The organism is Pseudomonas sp. NFACC39-1 (genome assembly GCF_900110355.1).
Taxonomy (GTDB): domain Bacteria; phylum Pseudomonadota; class Gammaproteobacteria; order Pseudomonadales; family Pseudomonadaceae; genus Aquipseudomonas; species Aquipseudomonas tehranensis.
Genome location: NZ_FODL01000005.1, coordinates 92,863 through 111,541, shown reverse-complemented (window position 1 = coordinate 111,541; position 18,679 = coordinate 92,863). Strand labels below are relative to the sequence as shown.

Annotated in this window: 15 protein-coding genes; 7 read left to right on the top strand and 8 right to left on the bottom strand. The window is 59.4% G+C overall.

The genetic code is table 11. The annotated features are described in order from the left end of the window. The first annotated feature begins 47 nt into the window (after nt 1-47). Both BMY45_RS28170 and BMY45_RS12420 read left to right on the top strand, forming a co-directional pair. The gene (locus BMY45_RS28170) at nt 48-221 is read left to right on the top strand and encodes a DUF6026 family protein (protein ID WP_171061379.1); all 174 of its coding nucleotides are present in this window, start codon (nt 48-50) and stop codon (nt 219-221) included. A 351-nt stretch (nt 222-572) separates the two neighbouring features. Further along, entirely contained in the window at nt 573-2,312 is a 1,740-nt protein-coding gene (locus BMY45_RS12420; RefSeq protein ID WP_092397924.1) for a phosphoethanolamine transferase CptA, read from the top strand. Nucleotides 2,313-2,348: 36 nt separating this feature from the next. Here BMY45_RS12420 and BMY45_RS12415 read toward each other — a convergent pair whose 3' ends face one another. From BMY45_RS12415 to BMY45_RS12400, 4 genes are all read right to left on the bottom strand, one after another. After that, nucleotides 2,349-2,843, bottom strand: a complete 495-nt coding sequence (locus BMY45_RS12415; RefSeq protein WP_092397922.1) for a GNAT family N-acetyltransferase — start codon at nt 2,841-2,843, stop codon at nt 2,349-2,351. Between the two features lie 57 nt (nt 2,844-2,900). Continuing rightward, complete coding sequence (gene zapE, locus BMY45_RS12410; RefSeq protein WP_092397920.1) at nt 2,901-4,022, bottom strand: cell division protein ZapE; 1,122 nt, start codon at nt 4,020-4,022, stop codon at nt 2,901-2,903. A gap of 151 nt (nt 4,023-4,173) precedes the next feature. After that, nucleotides 4,174-4,515 carry a nuclear transport factor 2 family protein gene (locus BMY45_RS12405; RefSeq protein WP_092397918.1) on the bottom strand — a complete coding sequence of 114 codons (342 nt, stop codon included), beginning with the start codon at nt 4,513-4,515 and terminating at the stop codon, nt 4,174-4,176. Between the two features lie 51 nt (nt 4,516-4,566). Further along, nucleotides 4,567-5,283, bottom strand: coding sequence for a helix-turn-helix transcriptional regulator (locus BMY45_RS12400; RefSeq protein WP_092397916.1), 717 nt, complete (start codon nt 5,281-5,283; stop codon nt 4,567-4,569). Between the two features lie 339 nt (nt 5,284-5,622). On the opposite strand from BMY45_RS12400, the gene BMY45_RS12395 reads away from it, so the two are divergent. Continuing rightward, nucleotides 5,623-6,093: an LEA/WHy family protein gene (locus BMY45_RS12395; protein ID WP_092397914.1), complete on the top strand. Its 471-nt coding sequence runs from the start codon at nt 5,623-5,625 to the stop codon at nt 6,091-6,093. A gap of 1 nt (nt 6,094) precedes the next feature. Here the strand turns inward: BMY45_RS12395 and BMY45_RS12390 are convergent, their stop codons facing one another. Beyond that, on the bottom strand, nt 6,095-7,018 hold the full coding sequence (locus BMY45_RS12390; RefSeq protein ID WP_092398572.1) for a carbon-nitrogen hydrolase family protein: 924 nt from the start codon (nt 7,016-7,018) through the stop codon (nt 6,095-6,097). Nucleotides 7,019-7,112: 94 nt separating this feature from the next. Between BMY45_RS12390 and BMY45_RS12385 the strand changes: the two genes are divergently transcribed. Beyond that, nucleotides 7,113-8,012: a LysR family transcriptional regulator gene (locus tag BMY45_RS12385; RefSeq protein WP_177193345.1), complete on the top strand. Its 900-nt coding sequence runs from the start codon at nt 7,113-7,115 to the stop codon at nt 8,010-8,012. A gap of 3 nt (nt 8,013-8,015) precedes the next feature. On the opposite strand, the gene BMY45_RS12380 is transcribed toward BMY45_RS12385, so the two are convergent. Further along, nucleotides 8,016-8,270 carry a hypothetical protein gene (locus tag BMY45_RS12380; protein WP_076384979.1) on the bottom strand — a complete coding sequence of 85 codons (255 nt, stop codon included), beginning with the start codon at nt 8,268-8,270 and terminating at the stop codon, nt 8,016-8,018. Nucleotides 8,271-8,430: 160 nt separating this feature from the next. Here BMY45_RS12380 and BMY45_RS12375 point away from each other — a divergent pair, with 160 nt between their 5' ends. Then, nucleotides 8,431-8,748: an ElaB/YgaM/YqjD family protein gene (locus tag BMY45_RS12375; RefSeq protein ID WP_092397910.1), complete on the top strand. Its 318-nt coding sequence runs from the start codon at nt 8,431-8,433 to the stop codon at nt 8,746-8,748. A gap of 191 nt (nt 8,749-8,939) precedes the next feature. Here BMY45_RS12375 and BMY45_RS12370 read toward each other — a convergent pair whose 3' ends face one another. Beyond that, complete coding sequence (locus BMY45_RS12370; RefSeq protein ID WP_092397908.1) at nt 8,940-9,971, bottom strand: Ldh family oxidoreductase; 1,032 nt, start codon at nt 9,969-9,971, stop codon at nt 8,940-8,942. Between the two features lie 226 nt (nt 9,972-10,197). Here BMY45_RS12370 and BMY45_RS12365 point away from each other — a divergent pair, with 226 nt between their 5' ends. Together BMY45_RS12365 and BMY45_RS12360 are read left to right on the top strand one after the other, a co-directional pair. Continuing rightward, the gene (locus BMY45_RS12365; RefSeq protein ID WP_092397906.1) at nt 10,198-15,033 is read left to right on the top strand and encodes a dermonecrotic toxin domain-containing protein; all 4,836 of its coding nucleotides are present in this window, start codon (nt 10,198-10,200) and stop codon (nt 15,031-15,033) included. Nucleotides 15,034-15,227: 194 nt separating this feature from the next. After that, nucleotides 15,228-16,229, top strand: coding sequence for a FecR family protein (locus BMY45_RS12360; RefSeq protein WP_092397904.1), 1,002 nt, complete (start codon nt 15,228-15,230; stop codon nt 16,227-16,229). Nucleotides 16,230-16,278: 49 nt separating this feature from the next. Here the strand turns inward: BMY45_RS12360 and BMY45_RS12355 are convergent, their stop codons facing one another. Next, a complete protein-coding gene (locus BMY45_RS12355; RefSeq protein WP_092397902.1) occupies nt 16,279-18,627 on the bottom strand; it encodes a bifunctional acylase PvdQ in 2,349 nt (782 codons plus the stop codon). Nucleotides 18,628-18,679: the final 52 nt, after the last annotated feature.

The window sequence follows — 18,679 nt, the reverse complement described above, 5'->3', positions numbered from 1 at the left end:
ACTGGCGACATCTCTATAGTTGATGTACGCCATTTGCGAGGTGAGCAATGGACTCCGTAGTTACCGCACGTCCTCCCCAAACCCTTTACGTGACCATTCGTCGCGACGAATTACGCCTGCTTAAAGAAGAGCGTGATCTGCTGCTTGATGAGGTGACGCAATTGCGCATGCAGTTGCAACACTCCCAGCTGTCCCATCAGAGCCAGGCCCTGGCTCGGTAACCCCCGAGCAGAGGCGCGGCGCCGGAAGTGGCACTGGACAAACCGGTGTCATTTCCATGTATACCCATTCGTGCCAAGGGCATGTGTTTCTGCTGCAGCGCGTAGCAGTCCCGCCCCTGGGTGCGCGGGTTTCAGTGCGTGAGGGTGCAACGCGACCACCGGAAATAAATCTCCTCGCCACAAAAAACGCCTTCGCCACATTTCCCCCGACCTTCGTTTTGTAACCAAATATCTTACAAATTTTTCACACCTCCATCGCGATACTCCCGGCCTTTTAGGGTAGTTCGGCGCATGCCTGTGGGCATCCATTGGGTGCCAGCGGCTTCGTCGACAGGAAGGCTGGAGCGCTTGATGAGTTTGTTCAAACGCAGCACAACGACTGCGAAAAGTTTCGACTGGGCCGGTTTTGGCTGGCTTTTTCTGTTTTTCTGGTATTTCTCGGGTATTACCCAACTGCTCATACTGGTGACTGACACTTCGGGCTTTACCGGGTTTCGCCAGGCCTTCGTCATGAGCGCACTGTGGCTGGCGCCCGTATTGCTCTTCCCTGCTCGGACCCGCCTGCTTGCGGCGTTGATCGGCTTGGTGCTGTGGGCCTGCTCTATGGCCAGCCTCGGTTACTTTTTCATCTATCAGCAAGAGTTTTCCCAGAGCGTCATCTTCATCATGTTCGAATCGAACGTGTCCGAAGCCGGCGAGTACATGACGCAGTATTTTGCCTGGTGGATGGTGGCGGCCTTCCTGGCCCATACCGCCGTCGGGTATTGGCTCTGGACACGCCTGCGCCCGGTGTACCTGCCCCGCGGCCAAGCCATGGTCGCGGCGACTGCGATTGTGGTGGCAGTGGTCGGCTATCCGCTGATCAAACACACCCTGCGGGCCGGCACGCTTGCCGGTGGTCTGGAGAAATTCGAAAGTCGCATCGAGCCAGCCGTGCCGTGGCAGATGCTGGTGGCATACCGGCGCTATGGCGAGCAGCTGGAAAACATGCAAGGCATGCTTCACAGCGCCAGCAAGATCGCACCGCTGCGTAACCTCAAGGACGCCATGGCCGAGCAGCCCGCCACCCTGGTGCTGGTCATCGGCGAGTCCACCAACCGCCAGCGCATGAGCCTGTACGGTTACCCAAGGAAAACCACGCCGGAACTGGACAAGCTCAAGGACCAGCTCTCGGTTTTCGACAATGTCATCACCCCGCGCCCCTACACCATCGAAGCACTGCAGCAGGTACTGACCTTTGCCGATGAACAGAACCCGGACCTTTACCTGAGCACACCGTCCTTGGTGAGCATGATGAAGCAGGCCGGTTACAAGACCTTCTGGATCACCAACCAGCAGACCATGACCAAGCGCAACACCATGCTCACGACCTTCTCTCAACAAGCCGATGCGCAGGTATACCTGAACAACAACCGCAACCAGAACGCGGCGCAATACGACGGCGATGTGATCGCCCCGTTCAATCAGGCCCTGGCAGACAGCGCGGCGCGCAAACTGATCGTGGTGCACCTGCTCGGCACCCACATGAGCTATCAGTACCGGTATCCGCCCAACTTCAAGAAGTTCACCGACCGCCAGGGCGTACCGGCGGGGGTGCGTGACGACCAGGTCCCGACCTACAACAGTTACGACAACGCGGTGCTGTACAACGACTTCGTAGTGTCCAGTCTGATCAAGGACTACGCCAAAACCGACCCCAACGGCTTTTTGCTGTACCTGTCGGACCATGGTGAAGACGTGTTCGATTCGCCGGGCCATAGCACGCTTGGCCGCAACGAAGGCAAGCCGACCGCGCCGATGTACACCGTTCCGTTCATCGCCTGGGCCTCGCCCAAGTGGCGTGAAACTCATGACTGGAACTTCAGCGCTGACCTGTCACGCCCCTACAGCAGCGCTCACTTGATCCACACCTGGGCAGACCTGGCCGGTTTGAGTTTTGATGAGCTGGACCGCAGTAAAAGCCTGGTGAGCGATGACTTCAAGGCCCGCCCGCTGTTGATCGGCAACCCTTATGAACACCAGCGCAAGGCCTTGATCGACTTCAGCCTGATGCAGCCCAAGGCGCCTGCGGTGCGGGTCGTGCAAAAATAGCCGGAGCGCCCTCGCCCGCTTCCACAGAGGCGGCCTCTACAGGGGCTTTGTCCAGAACAGCATTCGACCGTGGGCCGGGTCGAACATGCCAGGGGCAAAGCCGAACTTCGTATAGCTGCCCTGGGCGATGGCATTGCCTTCAAGCACCTCCAGGGTGATTTTGCAGCAACCACGCTGGCGGGCGATATCCTCGACCTTCTGCAGCATCTTTTGGCTCAACCCCAAGCCGCGGAACGGCTTCATCACCACAACATCGTGGACGTTGACCAGTGGTCGGCAAGCGAAGGTCGAAAAACCTTCGAAGCAATTGACCAGGCCCGCCGGTTCGCCGTTGACGAAAGCCAGCACGCTGAAGGCATGCGGGCGCTTGGCCAGTTCCTCGGGTAGATGCAGCAACACTTCCGGCGGCAGCGACTGGCCACCGCCCATTGGATCTTCTGCATAGCCGTTCAGCACATAACAGATTGCTTCGGCGTGGACTGCATTGGTATAGCTGGCTTGCAATACAAGAATGTCCCTGGTTTCTTCCACGGCGTTCCATCTCACTTCGGTAGTACCGGCGGCTCCGGTGCCGTCGGCGGGATACGGTCAGGCGGACTGACCAAAACGCTGCATTTGCATTTCCTGCAGGCGACTGAGCGTACGACGAAACGGGAATTGCAGATAGCCCTCGGTGTACAACCGGTCCATCGGCACCTGTGCCGAAAGGTACAACGGCACTTTGCGGTCGTAGCATTCATCGACCAGGGCAATGAAACGCCGCACACCGTCATCATGGATGGACAACTGCGGCAACTCACGATCACCCGCCTCGACCCTTTCAACCCCGTCTTCGGTTCCACGGGCAATGCGCCCCTCGCGCTGCTCGGCGCTCAGACTAGGTACGTCGCTGATCAGGATGGCCTTGAAACGGTCGCACAGCGCCATGAAATCCATGGCTGAGAACGGCTGCTCACACATATCCGCGTAACGACTCCAGAGCACCGTATCGCTGGCCCGCACGGGCTCAAGCAGACGATGGCCGACTTCAATCGGCAAACTGTTGGGCGCCTGTCCTGCGGTCAACTGGGCAAAAACAGCCTCCAACGGATCGGGTTGCCCGCAGTCGCGTAGCCAGTAGCGCTGCTGCAATGCCCCCGGATGCTGGCGATGATCTTGCCATCCGTTCACCGGCACGACCTGCATGTGCTGCTTGATCGCCGTGATGGTGGGCAGGAATCGCTCGCGGTTGTGGCCGTTGGCATAAAGCTCCTCGGGCGGCAGGTTGGAGGTGCTGACCACCACCATGCCCCGCTCGAACATGACCTGAAACAGACGGCCCAGAATAATGGCATCGCCAATGTCGGTGACGAACAACTCGTCGAAACACAACACCCTGACCTCTTGGCTCAGTTCTGCCGCCAATGCCTGCAAAGGGTCCGGCGTGCCCGTAAGCTGGAACGAGCGCTGATGCACCCAGGCCATGAAATGATGGAAATGCTGACGACGGGCCGGCACCCTAAGGCTTTCGTAGAATCGGTCCATCAACCAGGTCTTGCCGCGTCCGACCGGCCCCCAGAGATAAACGCCCTGGATCGACTTGCGCCCCTCGTGCAGTGCCTGGTGGCACTGTTGCAGAGCCATGATAGCCAGTTCCTGGGCCTCGTCCTGGACAAAACCATGGTGTTCGATGGCATGCTGCCAGGCACTCAAGGGGGAGTCGAAAGTCATACGGCCCGGATCCGGAAAATGAGGCCGGGGAGTATGCCATGTCGGCGGCTTTGAGTGAGTGACCTCACCTGTCTGTGAACCTCAGCAAAACCCTGTGGCGAGGGCGATTTATCCCCTCGCCACAGGTGTTGACGAACCAACGTGCAAACCTCTAGATCGAGATATCCAGCCGACTGATCTTCCCCTGCTCGTCGAGCCGGAAGGTGTAGCGCAACTCCAGCGGGCTGCCGGGGAAAGTTCCGGAGATCAGGTTATGCACCAGCACCTTGCCGGTGCGTTGCTGCACATTGAGCACCTCAACCCGAGGCTGAAAACGCTGGGCGGTGTCTTCCATCCATTGAGCGATGGCCTGGGCACCGACGCGGTGCTGGCCTTCGTCGAACACATTGGCATCCTCGGCGAAAAAACGCGTCACCGCCGAACTGTCACGGGCATTGGCGGCCGCAATATAACCGGCGATGGCCGGGGCCAGGGAAGAGACGGGATTGGACATGGTACGGCTCCTTGTTTTATCGATCTGACGCCATGCTAGAACAGCCGTGTGTCAGTTTTTGTCAGGAGTGAAACGCCCCGCCTCGTCCAGGTCCATCAGCTTGAACCAGGCGCGCAGCAAGTCGCTGCGCCTGCCAGGATAGCGCTCGCCCTGCTCGGTGGCAGTAGCGATCCGATCTGTGCGAAAGGTCCGATAGGCGCCGCGTAACTCACACCACGCCACCACCACTCGCGCCTCATTGAAAAAACCCAGGGCCAACGGCCAGATCAGGCGCTGGCTGGGGTTCTTATTCACGTCGGCATAATCGATGTGCAGCTTGGCTTGAGCGCGAATGGCCTGGCGGTACACATTCAGCTCCACCGTATTCTGTGGATAGCCGTAGCCCGGAGGCCCGGGCAACACCGTGGGGTTGCGCAGGGCATCCCGGACGTCAGGCGCCAGCACCGCAGCGACCTTGGCCAAAGCGTCGGCAGCGGCCTTGCCCAGTACCTCGTCGCCACGCTGATCAACGTAGCGCAGCCCCAGCACAATGGCTTCGATTTCATCAGCCGTGAACATCAATGGCGGCAGGAACAGGCCGCTGCGCAACACATAGCCAATGCCCGCCTCGCCCTGGATCGGCGCCCCCAGGGCCGAAAGTTCGGCGATATCGCGGTAGAGCGTGCGCTCGGACACTTTCAACTCGGCCGCCAATGTCGCAGCGGTAACCGGGCAGCGCTTGCCTCGCAAGACTTGCAATAATGTGAGCAGTCGAGTGGTACGCGACACGATGGGCGATCCGCAAAAAAGATTGACGCAGATTAGCAGAGCCTGGTGTCAGAAAGTGTCAGGAGCCCTCTACCTGCGCAACGTGAAGCCATCTGATATGAGCCATGATATGAGTCATGTGATTTGAGCCTTTGTGGCGAGGGAGCTTGCTCCCGCTGGAGCGCGCAGCGGTCCCGACCCTGGCGGTCGCTGCGCAACCGAGCGGGAGCAAGCTCCCTCGCCACAGGTGTTAACCATGCCCCCCGGTCTAAACAGGGGGTTGCGGTGGTTGTGAGCATGTTGTGGGTTATCGTGCTCAGCAGTTTCCCAAGTTTTTCTCCACTCTTTGAGAATTTACCCATGCGCAGAACCCTAGGCTTATCCCTTCTCTTGATGCTGCTCAGCCTGAGCGCCTGCGCCCTCTTCCCGCACCGCGATCCGCTGAACATCACCGTGGTGGGCATCGAACCGTTGCCCAGCCAGGAGCTGGAGATGCGCTTTGCCGTGAAACTGCGATTGCAGAACCCTAACGAAACCACCATCGATTACAACGGTGTCGCGCTCGACCTCGAGGTTAACGGCCGAACGCTGGCATCGGGGGTCAGCGATCAGACCGGATCCATCCCACGGTTCTCCGAGGCAGTACTGAGCGTGCCGGTGAGCATCTCGGCTTTCTCCGTGCTGCGCCAGACGCTGGGCCTGAGCCAGACCCAAAGCCTGGACAACCTGCCTTACGTACTCAAAGGCAAACTGGCCGGTGGACTGTTCGGCACCCTGCGCTTCGTTGACCGCGGCACCCTGGATTTGCCGGGTACCGCGGCCACTTGGTAAATCAACGAGTGAAACGCACGCCGGGTTTGGCCCGCTCGTCCACCACCAGTTCGAACACATCGGGCCGGGCGTAATGGCCGACCACGTCATAGTCGTAGCGCGCCGGTACCAGTTCATCGGTATCGATCTGGGCGGTCAACAACCCGCTCGTGCCTTTGAGCGGACCGGCCAACACGTCCCCCATGGGGCCGACAATCACACTGCCACCGGCAATCAAGGGACGCTCGGCAGGCCAGTTCGCCACCTCCATACCCAGCGCCTGAGGCGAGGCCTGAACCTGACAGGCGCTGACCACGAAGCAACGACCTTCGTGGGCGATATGACGCATGGTCACCTGCCACATCTCCCGCTCATCCACCGTCGGCGCACACCAGACCTGCACCCCTTTGGCGTACATCGCGGTGCGCAACAGCGGCATCATGTTCTCCCAACACACCGCAGCGCCTACACGACCGACCTGGCTGTCGATCACCGGTAAAGTCGAGCCGTCGCCCTTACCCCAAATCAGACGCTCGGTGCCAGTGGGCATCAGCTTGCGATGCTTGGCCACCAGGCCGGCATCGGGCTCGAAATACAGGGCGGTGCAGTACAAGGTACTGCCGTCACGCTCAATGACCCCCAATACCAGACTTGCCCCCGTGCGCGCCGAAAACCCGGCCAATGCCTCGGTTTCACTGCCAGGCACGTCGATGGCGTTGGCAAAATAACGAGCAAAGGCCTCGCGCCCCTCGGGCAACCGGTACCCCAACTGTGTACCGAAGCTTTCTCCTTTCGGATACCCACCCAGCAGCGCTTCGGGCATCACCACCAGGCGTGCTCCGGCCTCACGTACGGCATCTTCATAGGAAAGAATCTGCGCCAAGGTGTCAGCTTTGCCGCCGGGCAACGAGCCGATCTGCAGGGCAGCCACAATGGATTTGGGCATGGTTTTCAACTCCTCGATCATCTGGGGTTGCTGATTTTCAGGTGCCGGACGATCATGAATAAAGCCCCATACGCTGCTAAATGATATGAGTGTTATGAATATCGCGGATGTTGACCTCAATCTGCTCAAGACCTTCGAAGCCTTGCACGATGAATCCAGCGCCAGCCGCGCCGCGCTACGCCTGGGCGTGACCCAGTCGGCCATCAGCGCGGCACTGCGCAGGCTTCGAAACCTGTATGACGATCAATTGTTTGTGCGCACTGGCCGCGGCCTGGCGCCGACCTTACGGGCCAATCAGCTCAAACCGGTGATCAGCGACGCACTGAATAAATGTCGCCAGAGCCTGGCGATGGTGGACCCCGGCGCCAGTCATTACGAAGGTCGCTCGGTCATCGTCGGGCTGTCCGATGATTTCGAAATTGCCCATGGCCGGCGCTTGATCGAGGAAGTGGCACAACGCGCACCGGGGCTACGATTGATTTTTCGCCAGACCCATAGCCAGATCGTCGGCCGGGCCCTGATGGAGCGCAGTTTCGATCTGGCGATCACGGCGGGCGGGTTTACCGAACGCTTGCTCAGCCGTCAGGTACTGGGTGAAGGCGACTACGCCTGTCTCGTCGACCCGGCCAGCCTGACGCCAGACCAGCAGACGCTCACCCTGGAGACGTTCGTGGCCCGCGAGCATCTGCTCGTCTCTTCGGGTGGGTTCATCGGCATCACCGACGAAGGGCTGGCCGCGCTAGGCCTGAGCCGACGGGTGTGCGCCTCGACCACCCACTTTGCCGCCCTGCCGTTCTTGCTCAAGGGCAGCCAGGCCGTGGCGACCATTCCGCTGCATGCCGCCCGGGCGATCGCCTCGCTCAGTGGCCTGGCACTGCTGCCCTGCCCCCTGAACCTGCCCCGCTACCCTATCGAACTGGGCTGGCGAACCCATACGCAGATGGACCCGGCCGTGGTCAAGGTACGCGAGGCCATCATCACAACCTTTGCCTGAGGTTTATTTGTTGGCAGCCATCAGACGATTGACTTCACTGCGCACCATGTTGGCGTACTCGGGCGGCGACATGCCGTCCAGTTCGGCACGCACCCATTCGGACCACTTGCCCTTGCGCTTGGAGCGCTCGCCGAACAACCGGGCCGCGTCGCCCTTGGCCTTGCCCAGATTGTTTTGCCACAGTTCAAAGAGTCGGGACTTTTCGTCTTCCAGTGCCGCGCGCTCGGCCAGGGGCTTGTCAGCCAGATTGAAACTCATGGGAAATACCTGTTGCGTAAATAGGCGCCATCTTACACCTTGCAGAGGAACGTCTTAACCACGATTTCGGGTGAACTGGGCTGCTATCGCCAGACGCTGCAACTTTTGTCCAGCCGCAGCACTCCATTGTTCACTGCCATCATCAGCAAGGAGTAACTCAATGGCTCGCAAAAGCACCGTGCAAGGGAATGGAGAACAGATCAAGGATCAAGCCTTCAGTGAACTGAAGGTTTTGATTGAGGAGTCGGAAAAGCTGCTCAAAAGCAGTGCTTCGCTGGTCGGTGAAGACGCTGAAAACCTGCGAGACCAGATTTCCCAAAAACTGCAACAGGCGCTGGATTCGGTCGCCAGCGCACGGGAGCGCACCCGGCCGATGGTCGATGCCACCGAAGTCTATATCGGCGGACATCCATGGCAGACCGTGGCCATTTCCGCAGGCTTCGGCCTGGTGGTGGGGTTATTGCTCGGACGGCGTTAAGTGCTCTTGGCAAAACGGTGAATGATCACAGAAACTGTGGCTAGGGGATTTATCCCCGCAGGGCTGCATCGCAGCCCAATGCGACTTAGCTGCGCAAGGCGTGCGCAGGTTTGAGGGCCGCTGCGCGACCCGACGGGGATAAATCCCCTCGCCACAATCCATGATTCCTCGCCTCTCATTCGAAGCTGGCTTTACACTCCCGCCAACTCCCGCAACTGCACCAATGTCTGCTCGTCCAGTGCGATCCCCCGCTCATTGGATTTACTGCGCTCGCGATGCCGACGATCCCCCGGCAACCTCCGCAACCCAACACCATGCATCTGCCTGACCAGTTCCTGGCTGCGTTCGGCGAAGTTCTGCCCGGCGGCCTTGCTCGGGTCGATCACGATCAACAACTGACCGGTCCAGGGTGTCTTGGCCCCAGGATGGTTGTGCCAATCGAACTCGAAGGAAAAGTTGCCACCGGTCAGGGCGGCCGCCAGCAGCTCGACCATCATCGACAACGCCGAGCCCTTGTGTCCGCCAAAAGGCAGGAGCGCCCCGCCTTCGAGAATCGCCTTCGGATCGCAAGTCGGCTGACCGAGGCTGTCCACCCCCATTCCCGGCGGTAGCAACTCGCCTTTGCGCGCGGCAATCTGCACATCACCATGGGCGATGGCGCTGGTGGCCAGGTCGAAGACAATCGGCTCACCATCGGCCCGTGGCGCGGCGAAGGCAATGGGGTTGGTACCGAAGAGTGGCCGGTCAGCACCGTGAGGCACCACGCAGGTCATGCTGTTGACCACGCTCAATGCCACCAGACCTTCATAGGCAAACGGCTCGACATCCGGCCACAGGGCAGCGAAATGATGGGAGTTGCGAATCGCCAACACTGCAATCCCGGCGCTACGGGCCTTGGCTACCAACAAGGGACGTGCGGCGGCCAGGGCCGGCTGGGCGAAACCGTTACCGGCGTCCACCCGCACAAACCCTGATGCCACATCTTCAACCGTAGGTACTGCCTGACCATCGACCCAACCACTTTTCAGCGTCGAGACATAACCGGGAATGCGGAATACCCCATGACTGTGGGCGCCATCACGTTCGGCTCCGGCACAGTTTTCGGCCAGGGCCCGGGCGACCTCGGCCGAGGTGCCATGTCGCAGGAATACTTTCTCCAGCAAGCTCACCAAAGCGGAAAAAGACAGGGTGCTTGAACCGGCATGATCGGATAGCGCAGACATCTGAAGCTCCAGAGTGATTGTTGGAGGTAGCAACAGCGTAAGGGGAACCAGCCGGCTGATTAAACACCGCTTCAGCGGCGGAGCAAAGCATGCTCGTGCCGGATTACGCCTATCACCGCGCTTGCGTGCGGTAACTATGTACCACCTTTGCTCTTTGATCGTTGCCTAGTCTGGCCGCTCATCCACCAAACGTGCCACCTCCCGGCGCCTTGAGCGAGAAGCAACGATGACCACTGCAACCACGCCGCTATTATTTCCCGAGGTATTGGCCGCCAATAACCTGGAGGACTTGAACGCCCCCCACGGATTGACCCAGGCAGACCTCGACTGGCTGCACCACGCGTCCCTGTCCAGCCACACGCTGCGCGCCGCACAGACGCCCCCCATGTCTGCCGAAACGATTCTCTTGCAGGTCGACGCAAACGCGCCGATCCCGCTGGCCGGCTGCTTTATGCTCAAAGCGCTGACATCAGACGCAGCGCAGACCCAGCCTGCGTTCCTCTACACGCCCTACGGCGGAATCAGAAAATTCGACAGCCCCGAAGCTCTCGAAGAGAAGATGGAAGAGATGCTGGACAGTCCAGCCGAGCGTGACGATCTTTTTCGCCTGTTATCGATTTCCCAGCGCGCCGAACTCAACAGCACCTCCGCAATCAGGACGACCCGGCAACGTATCGACGGTGACGTCTTCAACACCCAGGTCGAGTCCATCGAGTTCGCTCAAAGCCTCAACGCCCGAACAATGGTGGATGAACTGATCAAGTTACCCTCCCTCAGTGCGATGCTTGACGCGATCTTGAATGAGGTGCTGTCCAACTTTGATCATCGCCAGGCCCGCGTAACAATGAGCACGTGGAGTAGCGCGGGGAGTCAGAAGGCAAGCCAGTTGACCAGAAGCATGACGCTGAGCGAGGCGGTCCTGGTCTACTTCCACAGCCAGGGTCGGCCCGCCGGACATGACGTCGACTTCATCCATCCAGGCATCACCGTATCACCGCAAAACAAGCGCCAATGGGAGAGCGCGTTGAAGGTGACCGCCAGCAACCTGATCCCCAGGCTTACCCACTGTATCGACACTTATTGGGACGCCACCGGCCCGTTCAATACCTCGCGCCGGCATTTTCTTTCCCAAGTTCTCAGCGATGCGCTACAAGCCACGATTCTGATCAAGCGGGAGAAAAGTCAACTCACCGAGGCACACGCCCAGGAACTGCTGCGGCTGTACAGGCCATCTCGCCCGGACGAACCGCTGCTGTTTATCGAAACCATTCGTCTTTGGGAATATGAGCCGCTCTACGTCGAGCTGGCGGGTTCTTTGATGATCAGCGCCAAGGGACACTATCTCTACACCCCCAGTCACGGCCTTGAGAAAGTAGACAACTACCTGGGTTTCAGGGAGGCGCTGCTCAATACCCCCGCCGGCGCGGAGCGAAAGGAAGAACTCTACAGCCTGCTGAGCCTGGAGGAACGCAACCGCTTCCTGCGCTTTGACGATCCCCAGGTGTCAGGCAAGACGGTGACCTGGCCGGTATTCGAGTCGCTGGCAGAAGCGGTCATCGGCAAACAGTTGAAAAACCTTCATTTCGCCATGGAGATGTCCCGCCAAGGGGACATGGACGTCCACGCGCTCGTCGACAAGGCCCTGGACATACGCAGCCTGATCGGTAAAAGCCTGCTGACGCAAAAGGCCGATGGACACTGGGGCACGCAACCGGTTTTTTACGGGAACCTGCGCCCGTCCAATTTCATGGCTGATCAACTGGAGAGGAAGATCAAGAGCTATGCCAGTGTCGAAGAAGCTTTGAATGCCGAACTGACCCGATTGCCATTGTCCAGCGAGATCTCACTGCGTCAGGCATTGAAAGAGCTGCTGCCTAAACTGACCAACGTTTTCTCCCTGGGACTACGTGCAGAAGCTGAACTCAGAGAACTGAACGCCACCCTGCCTCCGGCGGCGCGCGACCTTATCGCCGCGGTCTTTGCCTTTGACGCCGACTATCCGGACCGCACTCAACGCATCGGGGTCAAAGGCTTCCGGCCCGATGTCTATTCGCTGAGGCTGGCATGCACCGAAGCAGGTGAAACGGTTTCCATGCCCCTGGCCAATTGTTTCCTGCTGACCGAACGCGGCGGGCTGGATACGCCTTATTCGGGCCTGGCAATTCTCTGGACGCCGGCCGAAGGTTTACAAGTGTTTGCGTCAGTCGAGCTTGCCACGAAGCAATTGAATCGACACCTGCTCGACTCACGAAAGCGCTTTGGTTTGCTCGCCAACCTCTGGCCCGCGCAACGCAAGCCCCATGGACGCTATCAACTTGATGTGTTTGAGCTGATCGAAGACAACGTGCTGCTCAATCGGATGAATTCGTTCATCGCGCTGTTCGAGGCCCAATACAGGTATCTGAGCACGCTCAAGAGCGGGGACTGGCAGTTGACGGGGCCTGAACGACAAAAGAGCCTTGGCTCATTGCTCGAAAAAGCCGCTCCCACCAATCTGACACGCGCCAGTCGTATCGCCCAGGCGATCCGGCTGCAACAGAAACTCCCCGCCTGGCTTGGCGCCGCTCCCCTTGAAGAACAGCGCCTGCAGATTGACTTGCTTGAGCAATACCGAAGCAGTGTGGCCGATGACAAGGATTATCTGGACGGGATCGAGCCCCTGCACACCTATGTGAGTAAAAAGCTCAAAACGCTCCTGGACGCGCGTTTCGCCGTAAAAGACCTGGATCCCGCTACACTGCTGATCACCCCGAACCATGCGTTGGCGGGGCCCGCCAGCAGCTTGACCGAGTTCGCCCTCAATCATTCCGATTTCACTCAAAAGACAGGCTTCAAGGTGTCCTCGACCTCCGGGCGCGCGTTGCCCGACAGCTTGAACGAGACGGCTATCAGGCAAATGCTGTTGTCGTTGGACATCCCCACCACCTATAAAACAATCGTACTGGACGAACTCTCCGCCACCTCGACCGATGGCCAGAAAAGAAAGCAGCGATTTCGCCGGCAGTTGCCCTGGCAGCTGTTGCAACATGCTCACGCACTGCATCTACAACAGCACCTTTCTCCCACAGGGTTTGACTTGATTCGCCAGGTACTGGACATGCCGGATGCCATCGCTCGCCAGGCAGTGGACGGCGCCAGCGCGTTGATTCGTCCACTGGAGCTGATCAAAACCCAGGGAACTGCGGCGATCAAGGCACTGGGGCTTTACCTGATCGGATCGAGCACCGATGACAAAGCCCCCCATGTGCTGTATGCCCCCTACCACGCAGGCCATAACTTCACCGAGTTCAAGGACCAGGCCAGCCTCATTGCCGCCTTCAACACGCCGGGCGCGTTGCAGGACCTGCTGATTCGTCGACTTCCCGAAAGCCAGCAAGCCACGTTCAAGAACCTGTTCGCCTCCACGGTCGGTTCTCAATCGGAAATCACCCTGGCCTCCAATCCGATCAAGACCAACCTGTTCGACGTATTGTTCAACGACAACACCGCCCTGTTAGCGGACATGCTGACCGCACAAGCGGATAAAAAACGCCAGTTTGACTGGGGAACGGCCCTGCATCTGTTCAGCGCCGGCGTCAGGCTGGCGGGGCGACAGTTGCCAGGCAAACTGACATTTATCGAAACGCTTTGGGAAAGTTATCAAGACTTCAAGGCCTCTGCTGAATCCCTGCAGCAGCATGACTGGAAAGCAGGCTTGCACGACTTCATCGCTGGCGCGGCAGAGATGGTTTCACTCGGCTTCCTGAATCGCGACGACACCTTCGGCCTGCTCGACCCGATAGCACCGGCCGCGCAGAGCGCCCCTGCGGCAAGCCCGCCGCGTTGGCAGGACATCGCCTCCACCGCCCCGGCGCGCACCAACCTGCGAGCCTTCGAAGCCATGGAGGTGAGCCTGCACAACCTGCAGAAGAACGTGATCGACGGAACCTACAAGGCCTCAGGGTCCGACAAGCTTTATGCGCCTGTTGCCGGCATCGTTTTTCAGGTGGCCAAAGCCAACCAGGTCTGGCGCGTGGTCCATGAACAGGGAGAGGGGCCAATACTGAAACAGTCGCCTGATAACCAGCAATGGGCCGTAGACCCACAACGGCAGACCATTCGCTACGGAAAAGTGATGTCAACGCTGGCCAACTCCTACAGCGACTACAAGGCTTCAACGTCGCTCAACATTGAGGCGCGGGGCATGGCGCAAATACGTCGCAAATACCCGGCTTACGCAAACATGATCGAACAGGCCCTGGAAGTGGCCAGGTATTACTCATTCAACGCCCTGCATAATCTGGATCAGATCAAACATCAGGTCCCGCCGGGCTCTCGGCTGGATACTTTCCTGAAGGCCTTCTTTGGGGTGAAAAAAGTCGACGCCAGCCTGATCAAGAAAATACACACTGCCGTCTCGCCGCTGTGCCGGGCATTGGCCGACCCGTCCTGGGAAACGCGCAACGCCAAGCGTATTGTCATCGGCCACTTGAAATACATGGACGATAGGGCGACCGCCTTCGTGCTCGAACCTGAAACGGCAGGAAGAATCTATCTCACCCAATATTTCTTCGAGGTCGGATTGGACTGGTACAAGGACGCGGTCCCGGACTCCTTCAATGTTGATGCCCACGCCCAGGCCGCGGTGCTTATCCACGAAGTTTCTCATCAGCTTTTCGACACGCTCGATATTGTTTATCTGGACGCGGCCCTCCCGTTCCTGGACTTGATTTCCAATGCCACTCAGTTCGGACATGCAAAATACAATTATCAAAAGGACCAGCAACGCAATGGGCTGTCGTTGACCACGCCGCGATACAAACTGTTCATGGGCTGGGACAGCGCTACCGGCGGGCTCAAAAGCCTGGAGCTTTTCCCGGAACATCGGGATATGGCCCGGGAAATCCTGAAAATGACCGGCGCCAGGACCATGAGCGAGGCACGCAGTATCTTTCTGGATCCAGATTCACCGGCAGGACGCATCGACGTTATCTTGCGAAACGCCGACTCCATGACACTGCTCATCTGTGAGTTGGGCCGACAACTGGACTCCCCGCCCATGAGTCCAGCGGCTACGGCTTGACAGCCTCTGCGACGGGGCGCGCGGACGGGTATTGATCTTTTTTTCACGGGATATATGCCACGCTACAAGCACGACCTACCGGTGTCCGAGCCTTTGACCGGAAAAAACAGGCTCATTTTGATATGCAAACGCCATGATGGCGGTTCTCGACAGGTCATGCCGAAGGTTAGAATGCGGCAAACCAGGAAGAGTCAATGACCGAACATACACTCTCGGAAGCCGAATACGACGCCATTACCGATGCGGCCGCGCATTGGTGCATGCGTTTGCACGCCGTCGACTGCACCGACGCCGAACGGCTGGCATTCAAACAATGGCACGATGCCGATCCCCTGCACGCTTTCGAATACCAAGCCATGCTGGAGATATGGGCCGTGGCCGATCATCTTCCGCGTGTCGAAGCGCCACCATCTCCCGCGCCAATACCGCGACCCCGGTCCCGTTGGAGCCGGATGGCTGTCGCAGCCGCGGTGCTTGTGCTGGGCGTGCCCCTGGCCGCCTACACGGGCTGGAACCTGGGCTGGGTTGCCAACTCCTACGAACGATTCGAAGCTGATGCAAGCGTGCGTCATATCACCCTGGGTGACGGCAGCCAGGTAGAACTGAACCTGGGCAGTGAACTGGTATTTGCCAATTACAAGAACGAGCGTCGGGTGACGCTGAAAAAGGGCGAGGCGTTTTTCGACGTCAGCCATGACACACAACACCCGTTCGTTGTACGGGCCGGCCAGGGCCAAGTGCGCGTAACCGGCACTCGCTTCAATGTATGGATGTATCAGGATCAGGTCCGGGTGACGCTGGTGGAGGGCTCAGTATGGGTGACCAGCAACCAGGCACTTGCCAGTAACGGCTCGCAACTGTCGCCGGGCATGCAGGCCAGCTACAAAGCCGGCGACTACCAACCGCAAATCCGTGAAGTCGATGTCAACGACAGCTCGCTGGCGTGGCGCAACGGCAAGCTGGTGCTGGACAACCTTGCCCTCAGCGATGCACTCCCGCTGATCAATCGTTATCTCGAACATCCCGTCATGCTGGCCGACAACAGCACTGGCGCCCTGCGTATCGGTGGTATCTACAACCTCAACGAAGTGAAGAACCTGGTGCCTTCGTTGCCCAAAGTCCTGCCGGTTTACCTGACGCAGAACAAGGATGGCAACCCGGTCCTCAACTCCATCGGTCAACGACCCTCCAACTGAAAAAGCCGCCACCGGGTCCGGTCGCGGCTTTTGTGTAAAACAACAGCGATTAGTGCGCAGCCACCCTGCCCGCCTTATCGCGCTCACGGATAGTCACGGCCTGATAGTGCGGATCGGCTTTGATCTGCTGCTCGGTGAAGGGCAGCACACTCCACTGTTTCTTCGAAAATGCCTGGGTCTGGTCGGCCGAATACGGCGATGCAGGGTCGCTGGAAATGGAAAATGCCAACAGACCTTGAGCCCGGGGTCCTTTGCCATCAAAACTCACCACTTGCAGATAACTGGTGCCGCTGACCACTTCCCGCTTGCCGTTGGCCCCCGGCACGCTCTGAATCGCGTTATAGATCCCCAGCTCCCCGGGGCCGCCGTGGATGGGCGTCTGCCGGCTGCCACTGCTGGCAACCTGGACGTCCTGCCAGCGGCTGTCCTTCGGCAACCCTGCCGCCTCCACTGACGCCATCGAGGCCAGCATGGCCTGACGCACCGCCGCCAGCACCGCAGGACGCTCGATCGCCAGGCCGCGTGGGGTGTGTCGCGGATCTTGCGGATCGAACGGGACGCGCCACGAATCAGGCACCGCCTGCAACTGTTCCATGATGTGCTGGAAATGAATGAACCCCACCCCACTGTTCAGGCCGGCTGTTCGATCCCAAGCCTTGAGGCCGTTGCAAACCTGGGTCAACGCCAAGGCATCGGTCCCCAGGTCATCGGCACAAAAGCCCAGCAGGTCCGGCATCACCTGATCAGCAAGGTAGACCTGATCGTCCATGACCATGCGCTGCAGATCACTCACCTTCACAGGCCCGTCCTTGGCCAGCTTACCCAGTCGGTCCAGGGCGAAACGCGTCCGCTGGCCCAGCGGCAGGTCTTGTTGGCTGATCACAGGCGAGTACCCGGACAAAGGCTGTGAGGGGTTGACCATCCAGGCCGAGTCATTGGAATTTTGCACATAATCGCGGCGCAACAACTGCGGTAGCTTGTCGGCGGCGTAAATACCCTTCTGCACGGCCTCGGGATCGATATCCCAGACGCATTCGCCGCGCGAGCCGTCCAGTACGATGAGTTGCAGCCCTGCCCGCGGGTCGCTGCAGCGGGCCAACTTGTCGGCATCAACATTCGGCACCACCGACACGTTCATGTAGACACTTTGCCCCTGATCGTCTACCGCCAAGGTGTTGACCCATGGAATACCGTGGATCTCATGGACCGCGCGCTGCAAATCCTTGAGCGTGACGGCCTTGTTCATGGCGTACCACTGGGCCAGCACCCGATCATTTTCCAGGTTCGCATCGCGCAGGCTGTAGGCAAACTTGTCGTCCCAGTCCAGCCGGCCGGGCCATTGCACGATCGGGCCGAACTGCGAGCCGTAGACCACCCGTGAAACGGTCTGCACCTGGCCATCGGGTTGTTTGATGTCCACCGCCACCGTTTGTTGGCTCATCGGTACGGATTGGCCATCGAGAAGGTAGCGGGTCGGGTCTTTCGGGTCGAGTTGCAGGCGGTACAGCGTGAAATGTTTGGAGGTATCGACGGTGTGGGTCCAGGCCAGGTGCTGGCTGAAACCGATGTTGATCACCGGCAAGCCTGGCAGGGCCGCGCCCATGACATCCAGTTTGCCGGGAATGGTCAGGTGCATCTGGTAAAAACGCATGCCCCCCAGCCATGGGAAGTGCGGGTTCGCCAGCAACATCCCACGCCCGTTGAAGGAACGCTCACTGCCGATGGCGACCGCGTTGCTGCCGCGCTCCAGGGCGAAACGCTGCTGCCGGGTTGCTGCGCCTGCAAAACCTGCCCTCGGCTGGCCGGCGTCCGCCGTCGCCCGTGGCGGCTGAGCGCCGGCCAGGGCTTCGGCGAACTGGCCGACGCCACCTTCCACCAATAGACGTCGGGTCAATTTGACCAAGTCCAACGCCGTAATCGGCCGTACCCATTCGCTTGCACATTGTTCAGGCAAGCCTTTGGCCTTGCGTTCGGTCAGCGCGCGGTTGAAACCCGCCACATAGCCCTCGATCAGTTGCTGGACTTGCGGCGGCTGGGCCTGCCAGAAACCGGAAACGGCTTGCGGTGTGTTGAGCCAGTTGAAAAACATATCGCTGACGCGGTTCTCCCGCTGTTCGAGCGTGACCTGCTCGGGGCCGAAGTAACGCGAGCGCTGGCCGTTGACCGTTATGATCTCATTGGCCAGCAGGCATAAATTATCTTCAGCGTACGCATACCCGATGCCGTAGCCCAACCCGCGCTCATCCTGAGCCCGGATATGCGGCACGCCAAAACTGGTGCGGCGGATCTCGGCACTGGCCTGTTCTTTATCACCTTGAGCGCTGGCGACGCAGCTGAACCCCAGGCTCACTGCGAAAAACACACCTGCGAGGCAAAAGCTCGATAACTGCCCGGACATTCTCACGTTCACTCCTGATCCAATACTTTCTAAAACCAGGACGGCTGCCTGG